Source organism: Lyngbya sp. CCAP 1446/10 (assembly GCF_026130175.1).
In the GTDB taxonomy this organism is placed as follows: Bacteria; Cyanobacteriota; Cyanobacteriia; order Cyanobacteriales; family Microcoleaceae; genus Microcoleus.
Map to the genome: position 1 here is coordinate 21,888 of NZ_JAIGNI010000040.1, position 15,339 is coordinate 37,226.

Consider the following 15,339-nt stretch of genomic DNA (forward strand, 5'->3'; position numbering starts at 1 on the left):
CTGTCAACTCTGCCTTTTTGATTCTTGCTTCTGTCAACTGTCAACTGTCAACTCACCCATTTTTACCAAACTTGCTATCCTGCAAAGAATTACCAATTCCCTGAATAATTCCCCGCCCGATCAAACCAATTCCCCGCCCTATTACCTGAGTCAAAACGTAAACAACAGCAGCACCCAACAGCGAAATCACCGCGCGGACCCTAGGTGCGATCGCATCCCTAGCTTCCAGCAGCAAAGTCAAAGCCAACTGCCACCCAGTAAGCTGTGCTAACTCTAGATTTCTCGGAGCATAAATAGAAATTCTCTTAATTCCCGAATCGCCCAAAACAAACAGCAAAAACCTGCTTTCAAAAATAGCTTTCGGTTCCACAAAATAGCTATTCCATCGATATCTCCACGATACATTATTCCGAAACCGCTCAATTTCCCGTGTCGAAATCAACTTGCTATCGTAAAAAATTTGCTTGATTTCCTCAATATTTGCAAAATTGTTTAGCAGAGGCTGTACCACTCCGCTAGCAATTTGAATTGCCAAATTTTCTAACAAAGCTTCAGCTCGCTGCATCGCTTGCGGGCTGCCAGCCAGAGAAGAAATATTATCAACTGTTAGCGGAATTTCAAATAGCAAATGTGCAAAAAAATCAACAGTCATCGGGATTTTGTCAAGGATTTCGGCTGCAACTGCATCAGCATTGGCCAGCAGCACCGGCACCACTTCTACGCTGCTGCTAGCCAATAGATCAGCAGCGCTTCCCCCTTGACTTTCTGGCAGTTTTAAGCTTGTTTTACTGCCGTCTAAAACCCAATTTTCTCCCGTTTGCAGCGTATAGTATCTGCCAAAAAAATCTATGATTGTCGCCTCCCACAAATCCCGCAAAATAGCAGGCATTTTTTCGGACAATTGAGTTTGCTGGACTTGCGAAAAGCGTAATTCTTCCAGCAAATCCTCTAACTTCCGCAGGATGGAGCTAATCAATTCGCGCTTTTTGGTCGATCGCAAAATATCGATTTCCAAAGGCACACCAGTCAAGTTGACCAAATCCAACTGCAATTTAGCAGCCACCGAATCAAACAAACTTCCTTGCCAATCACTCGCAACCGCCAAAGCTTCACCCGAAACTGCGGAATTCGCGACTTGCAACTGAGAATTATTCAACAAACTCTCTCGTCTTCCTTCTGCCTCTTCCTTCTGCCTTCCTTCTGCCTTCCTTATTCCTTCTTCCTTCTTCCTTCTTCCTTCTTCCTTCTCCCCTCTTCCATCAAACAATAACTGACTAACAATCCAACGAGCTGCCAGCAATTCTCGGCGGTGTCCATTGACTACAATCCCATCTAAAGTAGTGGATAAATCTGTCGAATTTGCGGTTTTCATCTGTTCCAAATCAGCTTGAACAACCGCCAAAGCTGCATCGATTTGCTGCAATCCAGGCACACAAAAATAAGCCAGGATTTTTCGTACTGGCCGATCAAGTATCAAATTCTTTGATTTTTCTTCGGGATTGGCTGGGGAGTTTTTTATGATTGGAACTACCGCTGAATTTAGTTTTAATTCCGAGTTTTCTAGCGCATCAGTCGGCCAATAAGTGCCGCCGGATGCTACCACGCGAATAGCTTCTATTGTCTGGGAAACATCTCTATTTTTAGGACAATAACCCTTTGCGCCCGCAGCTTGTAACTGCGTTAGCAGATCCGGTGTGAGCGGCCCGCCTAGCAGTAACAGCGGAAGGTTGGGGTACAAAGTTTTGAGTTGGCGACAAACTGCCAGCGCTTCGATTTGACCCGATCGCAAACTTAACACTTCAACAGCCAAAATTACCAAATCTGCGGGCTTATTGGCTGCTCCAGACCCCAGCGAGCGAGTTTCCAGAACCCGCAACGCCTCGGTACCCGTGGCAACATCTGCGACAACTTCCAAGTCTGGATAATCCTCGCAGGATACTCGCAGCCCCAGCCGAAAAATGGGGTCGCTATCGATCGACAGCAGTTGCAAATTACTCACTCGATTTTAGATGTTAGAGGTCGATCGCCGGAAAACCCAATTATTCAGGTAGCAAATTAGCATCAGGAGGCCCGGCCGATTCAGGAATAGATGGCGGAGCCGGAGCCGGAGCCGGAGCCGGAGCCGGAGCCGGATCTGGAGCCGGAGCCGGAGCCGGAGCCTCTTGTCTGGCGGGCGGATAGTAAGGTTCCTGCTCCCTCGCCGGAGGATAGTACGGTTCCTGCTCCCTCGCCGGAGGATAGTAAGGTTCCTGCTCCCTCGCCGGAGGATAGTAAGGTTCTGGAGCCGGAGCCGGTGCCTCTTGTCTGGCGGGCGGATAGTAAGGTTCTGCTTGAGCAGGTGGCGCGTACTCCTCCTGTCGCGGTGCTGGCGCGTACTCTTCCTGTCGCGGAGCCGGTGCGGACTCTTCCTGTCGCGGAGCCGGTGCGTACTCGCGAGCGGGCTCCGGCGGAGGCGCAGTGTTGGCTCTCAGTTCGGCGCTCCAGCGCCCGATCGCCCCTGCGGCCTCTGAGTGCAGCGCCCTACCGTAACCAATTTGGGAAGCCATATTGATCGCCGCCGAGAGACTGCCTTGAGATGCTAATTCCGCAGCTCGATCCAGAATCGGACGATCTTGAGCAACTTGCAGTTCGCTCACCCACTCATAGACATTATCCTGAGCTTTAGCGTAAAGAGTCCTACCGCTCTTAATTTCCGAAGCTTTTTCAATAGCCGCGCTCAGTTTTCCTTGCTTAGCCAGGGCGATAGCATCATCCAAAAAAGGCTGATCTTGCATAATTTCTATGCGTTTCGTCCACTGAGCCAAGAGAGTTTGCGCCTCTACTCTGCGGGGACGGTTTTGAGAGATCAGAAGTACCTGACCGATGCCTTCCTTAAGTCCTTCAACCGTTCCCGGTGCTGCCAACTGCTTCGCCAGGTTCACAAAAGATTGGTCTTCAATCCGCTGAATTTCCCGGCGCCAAGTAGCCACCAATGTTTGAGCATGAACCCGCCGCGGCTGTTTGGGTCCGATGGTTTGCGCTTGCTCGATCGCTACCTGAAACGCTCCTATCTGACCGAAACTGGCGATCGTGCTCGCCATTTCCAGCCGCACCAAATCTTGAAACTGCACCTGCAAATTTTCAATTTGAACTTGAGCCTGCTTGTACAGAGGGCGGCCCGGAGCAATTTGGCTAGCAGCCCCGCGCCCTTCGAGCAAAGTAAAAATGTGTTGCGCCAGCGGTGTTGATACCGACTGGTTCCACATCACCGCTTGAGCCCTACCCAACTGCATCAAATCTTGAGCTTCCGCAAACAGTGGCGAATTCTGCGGCACCACAGAAGCAGCCTCGATCGCCCCCGGCAGGTCTTTCGCCCCCAACCGCTTATTTGCCATTGCCAGCAAAGTCCGGCTCCAGCCCTCAATTTCCTTCTCAGCTTTAGCCCGGGCAAAAAGCTGCGAGTCAATTTTGCGAGCCAGGACGATCGCCTCAGCGAACTTTTGCGGAGTTCCGTCCTGCGCCAAATTTCTCGCCTCTTGCAACCGCTGCCAGCCGTTTCTTTCCATAGAAATCTGCTGGATCAGCTCGTTGTAACGCTTCTGACTCCAGAAAATATTTTCCAGCTTGAACAGAGCTTGAGCGTAATCCCAGGCTTTCTTTAAATCCTCACTTTTCAAAGCTGTTAGGGCTGTATCGTAGAGTTTTTGACCCTCCTGCCAATTTTTTTCCCAAGCAGTCACAGCCTCCTGTACCTCTGGGTAAGACGGACTGGTTTTGGGAATTTTCGCCACAATCGCCAAAGCGCCCTTCAAATCGCCCAGCTCAATTTTTGCCCTGGCAAATCGGAGCATGGCTTTCGACCATTCCCCGATCAAATGTTGACCTTGCGAGTATAGCGGGTGTTCTTGTGGCCAAGCCTGCACCAGTGCTATTGCCGATTCTAGTTGTTCTAGCTTGCCCGATTTAGCGGCTTGCTGAGCGCAGTAGAGTCGCTCTCCGTCCGCCGCCAATGGCGACAGTTGCTGGCAATTAGGCGGCGGTGGCATCGTCAGCAACCACAGAAATGCAGCTACACCCGTTACACCAAATCCCACCAGGAGACTCAGCCAGATCAGTTGCCACTGCCAAAAAGTTCTTTTGCCCTCAATCGGCAACGCTTGGTTAGAGGAACTCGCATCGTCTGTCGCCGCTGCACTCAACTGTGCGATCGGTTTGGGGGATGGGTTGTATTGCGGTGGTGTGTGGAATTGGTCAGATTGTCGTCTCGCCATTACTTCAGCCTGTCCTGTAATGCGCTCTCTGCGTGACACTCCCACATCAAATCATAGATTCGATGTGGGTTTCTGACTCCTGTTAAGGAGATCGAGAACTTCCTTCAAGGTACTGGCAATTTTTCCCTCTACGGCGTTTTATAGTCAGGCTCATGTCCAGCCCCACTTTTTGCTTCTGAGCATTTTCGGCTCAAGAAGCACGTAAATCATACCAGTTATCGAACAATTATTCACTGCTTCCGGGTGCAGTTGAGCTAAAAAAACAGTAGAAACCCCCGTCAGTCGAGCGATTTGAGATTTGAGATTTGACTCCACAGATACATTTGGGAGTGGTATGGAAGTTGCTATACAAAATTTCGTCCGATTCCAGCGCACTCAAAAATAAAGCGAGTATTAAACCTGGTTTTGTCTCAACTTGATACCTGTAGCGGGTATAACAAATTTTTTTGCTGAGTTCTCAATTTTATTTCCCGATCGCCCAAACAGCCGATCGAGTTTCACCAAAAAACGAGAGGGAAGCCCCGGGCTAACGACATGGGGAGGAACTCGGTAGCGGTTTCAACCGCCTTCAACATTTATTTACGCAACTCATTGAAAGGTTTTGTTATAATTAGATTAGCAAGTAAAACAACCATCTACGTGTTGAAGCATTCTAGTATCGGAGAAATCCCGGCACAGTGAGCCACCACACTCCTTAAGGAGTAGTAAGCCTGTATAACTGACAAATAATGGCAGAATGTGAAGCGTACCTATCTGGCGTTGTGATGGACTATGAAAGCAAACAATTTAAAAGTAAGCGCAATTGCAATACCTTTTGTACTGGTAGTTGTTTTGAGCGTATAGAGGTGCTTTGATAACGCCTTTGAGAGTTCTCGGATTCATTCAAGAATCCCCGTGGCTTCAGCCCTGGGGAGTATCAATACTTAAATTATTTTATACCTCAAACAGCCCTAGCAAAAATATCCATCTTGCTTTTAACCAAGGCTGCCTCATCGTTTACGAAGCCTTTGGTGTATCGCTAACAGTCGATGCGCCCAAGGCGGACTCTGGCGATCGATATCCGTAGAAATCTATCCGGTAGTCTACAATTTTGACACCAGTTTGCTGTTGGATTTGTTCAATCAAGTCGATCGGCAATTCCACATGAACGTCGAGAATCTGAGCCGTATCCAGACAATTGACATGAGAGTGAGAGTCGCTGACATTCCCGTACAAGCGTCCCTCCGATCGTTCGATGCACTCAATAATCCCTTCTCTCGACAAAGCGTCCAGATTTTGATAAACAGAAGTATGACCGATCCCCTTGGCTTGTTGGTTCAGGCGATCGTAAATTTCGCGAGCCGAGAGATGTTCTTTGGCATCCCACAAAAGCTCTAGAATAAATCGACGCTGGCGGCTCAAGCGCATTCCCATCGCCTGACAGCGGTTTAAAGCATCTTCTAATGAACGAATTGGTTTCACAGCTACCGCCTTCTAAAGCCTGCTCGATTTTTTATTCTGGTACAAAGCATTGCACGCCGACCCCATATCCACTAATTCTAACGCAGGGTTGCCCAACAGTAGAAGCTAGAGGGCAAAAATCTTGAACAAGTGAATTTTTTCGAGTTGCTGCTCAACTCAGGCTGCCAGCACGCACCCAAAAATTCTCCGCTTCAAAAATATTGCTTTGACTCTATCTTCTACTGAAACAACTGCTAGGAAGAGGATTTGATGGCGTGAACCAGTAACTTGGCAATTTCCGAGAGTTGCTTTTTGTTAAAGGTTTTGAGCAAAAGCCTGACTAACGCCTTCGGTTCGGCGGGAAGAGCTACTTGCTTCGACGCTGCTGCTGGGGCTGCTGGAGCTGCTGGGGCTGCTGGAACTGTTGGTTTTGGGCTTGCTGCCAAAAGTAGCAAATTTTTACTCGGAGCGATCGTCTTGACTTTCCCCCCTTGCACCAAATCCCCAGCCTCCTTGAGTTCTTTGATCACCAACGGAGCTAAGACTTTATAAGAGTTTTTCGGATTAACGATCGCCCCTCTAGCAGTTTTAACTAAATTTTGCCAAGACTCAAATTTAGCTCCCAACTTATAGAGTCGAACGCACACAGCCGCCAACTCCTGACGACTAGCAGCCGATTCTTTCTGCTTGAACACCTGCAACATCTCTTTCAGTAAAACCATGACTTCACCAGCAAAATTCGCCGGCGTCGCCCCCGCTGTTTGAGCCACCCCGGGCGCGCGAGATCCAGCAGTAGGAACCGGCTGAACTTTGCCCGCAGCCAAGTTGTTGAGATGAGTTTCCAGTTGAGCAAAAACAGGCATCACCTGCTGGACGAGTTTTTCTCCCTCTTCATTCCTCAACCCGAAAGGCCCTTCCAGTCGCTTCAGCAAGTCTTTAAGCGTATCAACTCCCTTTAAAAATAGGGATTCTGCCGTTTGGTCAACCTGCTTGACGGGCCCGTCCTTGAGCACCTTAAAACAATCTTCCAAGCGGTGAGCGGTTGTTTTAATACTATCCAAGCCAAGCATAGCCGCCCCTCCTTTTACCGAGTGGGCGGCGCGAAACATCTCTTGGAGGCTTTCGGGGTCTTTCATCGTGGACTTCAAATCCACCAAACCATTTTCTAGAGTATCGAGGTGCTCCTTAGCCTCCTCTATAAACAAACGCATTATTCGGTCTTGCTGATCTGACACGACAGTCCTCCTAACAATCTCAGCACCCTCCAGAAAGCACCCTCTTCGTGGGAGGAAACACGACTCCTGCCAAAAGTCAGAAGATCCCATGCCAAATATTCTAGCCTGCCTCTTGTGACAGACTGACAATACTCCTGTCTGGGCGGTTTTAGCTCTCTTTCCTGGTGCGCTGGAGATTGATCTTAGAGTTCTGAGGGAGTGTCTGGAGCGATTTCGATGCCCATTCCTGGTTTGATCATCTGCTGATCCGTAATCAAGTCGCTCAATTCCTTGACTTCGACACCGATGTTTTGGCAAGCCTGTTTCAGTTCCTGCTCGAAGGTGTTGAGATCGCTCCCGTAGCCGCAAAGCTGGGCGGCGGTGGCGATTCCTTGTTGGGCGTTGGCTTTGGCGCAGTCGATCAATTCAATACCTTTGAGGGGTTGGGAGGATGCCATAATGTCAAACCACAATTTTTCTTTTTTTCCACTGTACCTAGAACGTTGAGGTCGATCGATCTATCGAAAGGCATGAAAAATCCTGTCCGTGTCGCGTGTTACCAATTGATTATTGTGTGGGATTTCCTGGCAAGATAGCAGTAGTTGGCATTTTCTAACCATTACTAGGCTAGATTTCTGTGAGAAATGTTTCCAAATCTCAAATGCAGTGGGTGTGGAGCGTCCGGCACCGCTTGTTTGCGTCTGTTCTGTTCGCTATAGCAGTCGCTGTTTTCCTGCCGCCTCACTATTTCCTCCTGACTCGGATGCTGTGCATTTGGAACGCGGGCGCTGTCAGTTTCCTGATTTTGACTTGGATGCTGATGCTGCAAGGCACTCCCGAACTGATGCGCCACAACGCTCAGCAGTTGGACGCTGGCCGCTTGGCTATCTTAAGTACGATCATGGCAGCGGCTTGTGCTAGCTTATTGGCGATCGTCTTCCTGCTGCGCGATACCAAAGGCTTGCCCCCAAATTTGCTATTTCTGCACTTAGGGCTTTCTGTGCTGACAATTGTTGGCTCTTGGATGCAAGTCCACACTATTTTTACGATGCACTATGCCCACAGCTACTACGGAAACCGCAGCAAGCAGCACGGCAGCTACTCGCAGGCGAATGGTTTGGATTTTCCGGGCGACGACGAACCAGACTACAAAGATTTTTTATATTTCTCCTTTGGGATTGGGATGACTTGCCAAGTTGCAGACGTGCAGATTACTTCTCGTTCCATGAGGTATCTCGTGCTTTTTCACAGCGTGCTCTCGTTCTTTTTTAACACGGCTATTTTGGCGATGAGCGTCAATATTATTGCGGGATTGAGTTGATAGGATTCAGTAGCAGATGCTGAGTTTTTTTATTGATTGGCGATCGATCTTGTTTTAGGCGCTGCTTATTGCCCGGGTTCCACAGTTAGACGAAATAAATTGTGGCTAATCACCCAAATTTGTCAAACTCAATAAAAAATGTTACTCTAATAACGAGTTATACGAAAAGTTTCCGCCTATCCACCTGATTTGGAGTAGGGTGCGGAAACTTTCAGCCTAATAATGGTTGGGCTTGGGTTCACCTAAACTTTGTCTAGTTAAAATTGATAACGTTATACTTGATTTAAACTTTTGCTATGAGCCATACAGAATCCTCAAATATCCAACTTGAACTAAGCTTGTTAAATAATGGGCTAGATTTTATTCTCAAGGGCATAGACGAGCTTTTTGATGATGATTACGTCATGAGAGAGTATTCCAGTGCGGTTGATATTGGCACGAGTAGTTATAAGTATGGTGTTCTGAATCTTTTTTCTGGTTTTTTGCTACTTCTTAAAGAAAGGCTTTATCGTCATACGCCAGAACTAATCTTCCAAGGTAATCTAGAAGATATAACAAACAAGGTTTCTTCAGGAAAAACTCCTAATACCGTCGCTCTCAAGGAAGCCTTAAAAAAATTAAAAACCTATCCTGGATTTGTATTTACCGAGCGAGAGGAAAAGTTAATTAAAGATGTGCAAGATATGAGAAATAAATTTGAGCATTACACAATCTCGGTTGACAAGTACGAACTGTGGTCGCATCTATCAAAGTTTTTGGAGTTGATTGATAAGTTTCTTGTTGAGGAACTTCACATAAATATTGAAAACTCACCGGAAGCCTTAGAACTTCAGGAAAAAATACACCAAATAGATTCAGTCTGGGAAAGAACTCAGACAGAGCGTAGAAGGCAATTTGATTTTGAAATAGACGGTATGATTGAAGAACTTAATACCTCAAGAGACCGAGTTATGCAAGAGTTAAGAACAGAGTCTTACTATAGCAATGGGGCAGATAAATTGTTAATAAGTTGCCCAGATTGCAACGAGCAAACTATGATCGTATACGAGGAGTTTAAAGGCATATGTACTAATCCAGAGTGTGGTAGTGGTTACGCTTTAACAGAATGCTTGAAATGTGAGGAGCTTACACCTGGTTATCCTTGGCAACAAAAGTTTTGCGATTCTTGTTCAAATTGGATAGATGAGCAATAGAGAAACAGTTTGAGAGTTGTGCGGGAGACAGACAACTTTTTTAACATATCTAAAATCTCATCATTCAAGTTGATTAGACTGCTTTTAACCGAATTATTGCCAACATCATAGATACCTTGTAAAACCTGCTTTTTGCCCAAGTCCTCATGTTTGTTATCAAGTCAAATTCATTACGAGGATGATTTAAAAACAAGTGAAAAAAAGCAAGCAATAAGGATAGAAAAAAGTCCCTTCAACCAGAATATAATAATCGTGTCAAGAAGCAAATTATGGTTAACCAGTTTCGCGTCACCAAAGTTCCTAATAATGTTGAATCTGCTATTAATACGCTGGAAACCAAACCTAAAGAATTTGCTCTGTACCTTGACGAGTCTGGAAGTCCCAAACCCAGTCCCGATGACTCCTCTCCCTTCTTTGCAATGGGTGGTGTTTTGATTGAGAGGAGCAACGAAGATATGATTAATAGTCTTCTAGTTGATTTCAAGAATCGCTGGAATATTCCTCAAAACACACCTTTACATGGCAATGAAATCCGCTCTCGAAAAAAACGCTTTGCTTGGCTAGGTAAACTCTCGGATTTAGAGCAAGAGCGTTTTATCGGAGACTTGACAAATACTATTATCAGTTGCCCCATCGTTGTTCACGGTTGTGTTGTCTCCCGCCAAGGCTACCTAAAACGTTACTTGGAAATCTACGGCGAAAATACTTGGGAAATGATGAAAAGTGCCTTTTCAATTGTAGTGGAACGTGCAGCCAAATACGCATCACTCAGAAACGGTACACTGATGGTCTATTTTGAAGCAGCAGGTAAAACAGAAGACAGACTACTTAAGCAATACTTTAATGAGTTGCGATCGCAAGGTAATCCTTTCGATCTCAACCGATCTAGTCAATACTCACCATTATCTAACACGGATTTTTCGATACTGCTCCGCGGTATAGATAGCAAAACAAAAAATAACCTAGTAATGCAACTAACTGACTTGTGTTTATACCCAGTTGCGCGCAGTCAAGACCAGCCGGATAATCGAGCATTCTTATCTTTGAAAGAAGAAAATTTATTGGTAGACTGCGACCTAGAGCCTAGTCTGATACCTGAATTAGGTATTAAATACTATTGCTTTGATTAACCATAAAAACAGCAAAACCGCCTCTTCAGCGGTTATGATGCGGCAGTCATAACGACTACCCCTAGGCTTTGCCTAATAAAATTATAACTTTAGGGCATTCAAACGTCAAGACACGGACAATGAATTGAGCTACCCAGGTGATGGGAAGGAATTTTTAATGCTGATTTTCCCACCCAAAGCCGATCGCCCTCTATCCCCCGACACTACTGCAAACGGGCGATCGCACGCCCCCGTTCTCCCAATCTCAAAATTTCCTGACATTTTTTGTATCAAGTCGAAGTCATTACGAGTATGATTTAACTATAAGCAAAAAAGAAAGCCGCCATGAGGATCGAAGAAATTCCCCTCAACCAGATTCGCCGCCCCTTGCCGCGAGTCAACGACCAAACCAAAGTAGCCGCCCTCATGGAATCCATCCGCGAGGTAGGTTTAAACGAACCCATCGACGTGCTAGAAGTAGATGGCAAGTATTACGGATTTTCCGGCTGCCACCGCTACGAAGCTTGCCAGCGTCTCGGTTTAGAAACTATCCCGTGTAAAATCCGCCGAGCTCCCCGTTCTGTGTTGCAGATGCACCTAGCTTGAGCAATTCATCACAGGCAAATATTCGATCGACAATCACCACTCACAACCTAAAAACCTATGACTACCAACAACCACAAACAACATCTGTACCCGACCCGCATCGATATGCCAGTCGCCACCCGCACTCAAGTAGTCGGGCTGCTCAACGCCACGCTGGCCACGACTCTAGACTTAAAAACTCAAGTCAAGCAAGCTCACTGGAACGTCAAAGGCATGGATTTCTACCAGTTGCACTTGTTATTTGACGAAATGGCGGGGGAACTCGAAGAATACGTTGATACCGTTGCCGAACGGATCACAGCTTTGGGCGCTTTGGCTGTCGGAACAGCCCGCACAGCCGCCGCAGATTCGATCCTGCCAGAATTTCCTTTCGACATCCTAGACGGCAAGGAATACGTCACTGCTTTGGCCGATCGCTACGCACCCTATGCCAAACACCTGCGAGTCGCGATCGACAAAGCAGGCGAACTCGGCGATGCTGATACCGCCGACTTGTACACGGAAATTTCGCGGACAATTGACAAGCGTTTGTGGTTCCTAGAAGCGCATTTGCAAGGTTCTGCCACAACTGCAACCGCAGCCGTCCGCGAACAAGTTGCCGTAAAATAGCCACAAAAACTCTTGTGGGGTTGGCTTCTAGCCCGCCACAGGCAAGATGCCTGTGCCACAAAAACTCTGATGGGGCGGGCCGAAAAGCCCGCCCCAAAGATGTATTTCCTTAAGGCTCCCGACAGTTTACGATCGAGAATATGTCCATTTATTAATTTGGATGAATTTTCGTGGCAGCTAATATTCCTGATTATGCTCCTCAACTGCAACGCCTGATGCAACAAGCCGGGATTTCGAGCGATCGAGAACTCAGCCAAAAAGCAGGAGTTCCCGAAATTCAGCTCAGCCGTCTGCGGCGCGGCTTAGCTTTGAAAACCCGAGCCGACATCCTGCTCAAAATTAGTCAAGCTTTGCAAATTTCCTTAACCGAACTGCTCGCAACCTTGGCCCCAGACTATGTAGAGTTAGAACCGCCCGCACCGACAGCCCTAGAACAAGAATATCAGCGCCTCCAAGCTTCGATCGCACAACAGCGATCGTCTTTGATGCAGGAATTCCAACTTGCTAGCGTGCAAATTTTAGAATCTTGGATGTTGCAGTGGCCGACGGCTGCCAGCAAAGCTCAGGAAAATCACCATTTGCCAGCCCAGAAACTGCTGCCGTTGCTGCGCCCCGTCGAGCAGTTATTGCAGCATTGGGGCATAGAGTCGATCGCCCCAGTCGGAGCCGAAATTCCCTACAACTGGCAACAACATCAACTCCTCGAAGGAACAGCCCAGCCCGGAGAACCCGTCAAAGTCCGCTACACAGGCTACACACAAGGCGACAAACTCCTCTACCGCGCCAAAGTTAGCCCAGTTTGATTAATAGCAGAAGGTATTCGGCAGAACAAAGATTGTCCCCCTCTCAACATTCACTCCCGGCGAAGCGCTGCGAGTCTGATCAGCGTTCCGATCCGCGACGATCACCATCTCTTGCACTCAAAAATATTCTCCCGCTCTGGGACTTTCCCTTTCTCTTATTTGGATCGGAGTCCGTCTCGCAGCTATACTAGCCCTAGTCTGGCTAGAAATTCTGACATTAACACCGCAAAATATGAGTCCTGTAGTTAAAATTATTCAGCCCTCTGGCATTTTAGACGGCACCAAGGCAAGTCAATTCCGCCAAGAGATTAGCGACCTAGTGGAAGCGGGAGCCGATGTGGTATTGATAGACTTCACTGATGTGACATTTATGGATAGTTCTGGTTTGGGCGCTTTAGTCTTGGCGCTCAAAACAGTCCGGGCCGCTGGGAGTCAATTAGTCGTCTGTTCTATCAACGAGCAAATCCGCATCTTATTTGAACTCACCAGCATGGATCGAGTTTTCGAGATATTTGTGACCCGCGATGCTTTTAATAGCAAAATTCTCTCTACCAGTTAACTTTTTTGGCTGCTGCCTTCTTGCTATTTGGTCGCAGATGTGCTGCAAGAGGTCAGCTAGCCAAAGTTCACCTTGAGTAAAGACCAATCATCATCAAAAACTGCTTTAGCGTTCAACTTTAGAATGTAGTTCAAAACCAGTTCTAACTGGTCGGCACTTGCACCGTTGTAAGCTGCTAGCAGGTCGATGAAAGGGTCAAGCCCCCAGATATTGCCGTCAGGTTGGTGGATCTCGTATACCCCGTCGCTAAAGATGTAGAGAGTGCTCAAATCCTCGACATCGCAGCAATTATCGACATAGGGGGCGTCGGGGAACATCCCGACTGGCATTCCGGGGGTTTTTAATCGCTGGATTTTAGCCGTGCTCGCAGGAGACTGGGAAATCAACACGGCCGGGGGATGGCCGGCGCTGGCGTAAGTTAGCTGGCGAGTAATGCGGTTGTAAACGCCATACCAGATGGTGAAATATTTGTCATTTTGGTAGCTCATCTGGAAGGTGGTGTTGAGGGCCCGCAAAACGTCGCTGGGTTTGTAGTAGTCTATGTTGGGGAGCGTGCGCGATCGCAGCAAATTCAGCACGGCCACAGAAGGCAGCGCCGCCCGCAAACCGTGACCGGCTACGTCGAGCAAGTAAATCGCCAAATAATCGGCATCCAGCCAGTTGTAGTCGAAGCAATCTCCCCCTAACTGCCGGGAGGGAATGAATTTTGCCTCGATGCTGAAAGGTTCCGTCATCGGATCTGGCAGCAGCGATTGCACGTACTCCGCCGCCTCGGCTAATTCTGCTTCCAGATTTTGCTTGGCAATTTTTAAATCTCGGCTGAGTTGGTGCAGCCGCAATCCCGCGCGTACTCTCGCCTGCAATTCGTTGAGCTCGATCGGCTTTGAGATAAAATCGTCGGCACCGGCGTCGAGCCCTTTGACTCGATCGGCGATCGAACCCAAAGAAGTCAACAAAAAGAATTGTGTAGTTGACAGATCTGGATCTGCCTTAACTCGACGGCAAACATCTATGCCCGTCAAGCGTGGCATGATCCAATCGCAAATTATCAGGGCCGGACGCAATTTTTGCGCCTGGGCTACACCGTCTTCGCCATTACTTGCTACTGTCACTTCGTAACCCTGTTTTTTCAGGGTTCTTCTCAGCAGTTCTTGAACAGCCGTATCATCGTCAATAACCAGAATTTGAAACATGGCACTCAGGTACTACAAGTCTTTCAAGGTCTGGGGGTCATTAAAAATATATCTTATCAGCGCGCTTGTCTGAGATAGAGTATAGTTTATTGACATCGCTTTTCAGGTAAATACTTTTTCCTGCCAGCCATTGAGTTCTATTTACGTTGAAATTTGATGGAAATTTGGTCGCGATCGAACTTCACCCCCAGTTTATACTCAGAATATAAACTTTGATGGACTTTTTTGGGCAGCAGGGCCGAATTGACATCTGGGCGGGACTTCTGGTATCATAAATAGCTGATTAGTGGATTTGACGTTTACTTTGCTGGTCGCAAAAGCTAGTCTTATAAAACTCCCATTCAATTTTGCCCGGTTTGACATTGCCCGCAGCCGATCGAGAATGTGGAAAATGACGCTGCCTGTGAATAACTCCGATGGGTGATGTTGGCCCGGCTTTTGGCAAAAAAGTTAAAAACGTAAAGTACAGGCAATAAAATATTTGCCTCTATTTTATAAAACTATAATTTCAGTGGCAGAGCGTGATTGAATTAAAAGGTTCCCAAAAGTTGCAAGTCCTAAAGAAAGCGGATCTTCAAATCAATACTGGTCTGAGTGCTTTAGACCCAGTTTTGTCGTGGTTTGCACAATTGTACGATCGGGCAATTCCCACCAGCGTGTGGATACGCTGTCAGTTGGCTTTGGCTGAGGGCTTTACCAATGCGGTGCGCCACGCCCACCAGGGCAAACAGCCGAATTTGCCGGTTGATATTGAGGTGACGGTGTGTACTGAATCTGTAGAGATTAAAATTTGGGATTCGGGCCCAATCTTTAATTTAGACCAAAAAATTAGAGATATGTCAGAAATCGATCCTGAAGCTTCGGGCGGGCGGGGGCTCAAGTTGATGAAAGACATCGCAGACAGTCTTAGTTATACGAGAACGGCTGATGACCGTAACTGTCTGTTGATCGTCAAAAACTATACTCCTATCTCCGAGATGGGCGACGAAGATGATATTGTGCAATTGCCGGACGAACTTTTGGGCTAATCGGCCGATCGGTT

At 47.4% G+C, this 15,339-nt stretch carries 15 protein-coding genes; 8 read left to right on the forward strand and 7 right to left on the reverse strand.

The annotated features are described in order from the left end of the window. Positions 1–52: 52 nt before the first annotated feature. The 5 genes from K4039_RS17355 to K4039_RS17375 form a co-directional block, all read right to left on the reverse strand. A complete protein-coding gene (locus K4039_RS17355) occupies positions 53–1,999 on the reverse strand; it encodes a DUF3685 domain-containing protein (RefSeq protein WP_265236904.1) in 1,947 nt (648 codons plus the stop codon). A gap of 40 nt (positions 2,000–2,039) precedes the next feature. Beyond that, positions 2,040–4,289, reverse strand: coding sequence for a hypothetical protein (locus tag K4039_RS17360; protein WP_265236905.1), 2,250 nt, complete (start codon positions 4,287–4,289; stop codon positions 2,040–2,042). A gap of 957 nt (positions 4,290–5,246) precedes the next feature. Then, a complete protein-coding gene (locus K4039_RS17365) occupies positions 5,247–5,711 on the reverse strand; it encodes a Fur family transcriptional regulator (protein WP_265236906.1) in 465 nt (154 codons plus the stop codon). A gap of 233 nt (positions 5,712–5,944) precedes the next feature. Further along, on the reverse strand, positions 5,945–7,024 hold the full coding sequence (locus tag K4039_RS17370; RefSeq protein ID WP_265236947.1) for an Hpt domain-containing protein: 1,080 nt from the start codon (positions 7,022–7,024) through the stop codon (positions 5,945–5,947). 83 nt (positions 7,025–7,107) lie between these two features. Next, positions 7,108–7,362, reverse strand: a complete 255-nt coding sequence (locus K4039_RS17375) for a hypothetical protein (RefSeq protein WP_265236908.1) — start codon at positions 7,360–7,362, stop codon at positions 7,108–7,110. A gap of 179 nt (positions 7,363–7,541) precedes the next feature. Between K4039_RS17375 and K4039_RS17380 the strand changes: the two genes are divergently transcribed. From K4039_RS17380 to K4039_RS17390, 3 genes are all read left to right on the forward strand, one after another. Beyond that, positions 7,542–8,225, forward strand: coding sequence for a DUF1345 domain-containing protein (locus tag K4039_RS17380; protein WP_265236910.1), 684 nt, complete (start codon positions 7,542–7,544; stop codon positions 8,223–8,225). A gap of 296 nt (positions 8,226–8,521) precedes the next feature. Continuing rightward, positions 8,522–9,418, forward strand: coding sequence for a hypothetical protein (locus K4039_RS17385; RefSeq protein ID WP_265236912.1), 897 nt, complete (start codon positions 8,522–8,524; stop codon positions 9,416–9,418). A 269-nt stretch (positions 9,419–9,687) separates the two neighbouring features. Further along, positions 9,688–10,548, forward strand: coding sequence for a DUF3800 domain-containing protein (locus K4039_RS17390; protein WP_265236914.1), 861 nt, complete (start codon positions 9,688–9,690; stop codon positions 10,546–10,548). A 129-nt stretch (positions 10,549–10,677) separates the two neighbouring features. Here the strand turns inward: K4039_RS17390 and K4039_RS17395 are convergent, their stop codons facing one another. Then, complete coding sequence (locus tag K4039_RS17395) at positions 10,678–10,809, reverse strand: hypothetical protein (RefSeq protein ID WP_265236916.1); 132 nt, start codon at positions 10,807–10,809, stop codon at positions 10,678–10,680. A 63-nt stretch (positions 10,810–10,872) separates the two neighbouring features. Between K4039_RS17395 and K4039_RS17400 the strand changes: the two genes are divergently transcribed. The 4 genes from K4039_RS17400 (at position 10,873) to K4039_RS17415 (ending at position 13,104) form a co-directional block, all read left to right on the forward strand. Continuing rightward, complete coding sequence (locus K4039_RS17400) at positions 10,873–11,133, forward strand: sulfiredoxin (RefSeq protein WP_265236918.1); 261 nt, start codon at positions 10,873–10,875, stop codon at positions 11,131–11,133. Between the two features lie 57 nt (positions 11,134–11,190). Continuing rightward, complete coding sequence (dps, locus tag K4039_RS17405; protein ID WP_265236920.1) at positions 11,191–11,742, forward strand: DNA starvation/stationary phase protection protein Dps; 552 nt, start codon at positions 11,191–11,193, stop codon at positions 11,740–11,742. Between the two features lie 170 nt (positions 11,743–11,912). Then, positions 11,913–12,545: a helix-turn-helix transcriptional regulator gene (locus tag K4039_RS17410; RefSeq protein ID WP_265236922.1), complete on the forward strand. Its 633-nt coding sequence runs from the start codon at positions 11,913–11,915 to the stop codon at positions 12,543–12,545. 232 nt (positions 12,546–12,777) lie between these two features. Beyond that, on the forward strand, positions 12,778–13,104 hold the full coding sequence (locus tag K4039_RS17415; protein WP_265236924.1) for an STAS domain-containing protein: 327 nt from the start codon (positions 12,778–12,780) through the stop codon (positions 13,102–13,104). A gap of 56 nt (positions 13,105–13,160) precedes the next feature. Here the strand turns inward: K4039_RS17415 and K4039_RS17420 are convergent, their stop codons facing one another. Next, on the reverse strand, positions 13,161–14,297 hold the full coding sequence (locus K4039_RS17420; protein ID WP_265236925.1) for a PP2C family protein-serine/threonine phosphatase: 1,137 nt from the start codon (positions 14,295–14,297) through the stop codon (positions 13,161–13,163). Between the two features lie 521 nt (positions 14,298–14,818). On the opposite strand from K4039_RS17420, the gene K4039_RS17425 reads away from it, so the two are divergent. Then, complete coding sequence (locus tag K4039_RS17425; protein WP_265236927.1) at positions 14,819–15,325, forward strand: ATP-binding protein; 507 nt, start codon at positions 14,819–14,821, stop codon at positions 15,323–15,325. Positions 15,326–15,339 lie beyond the last annotated feature (14 nt).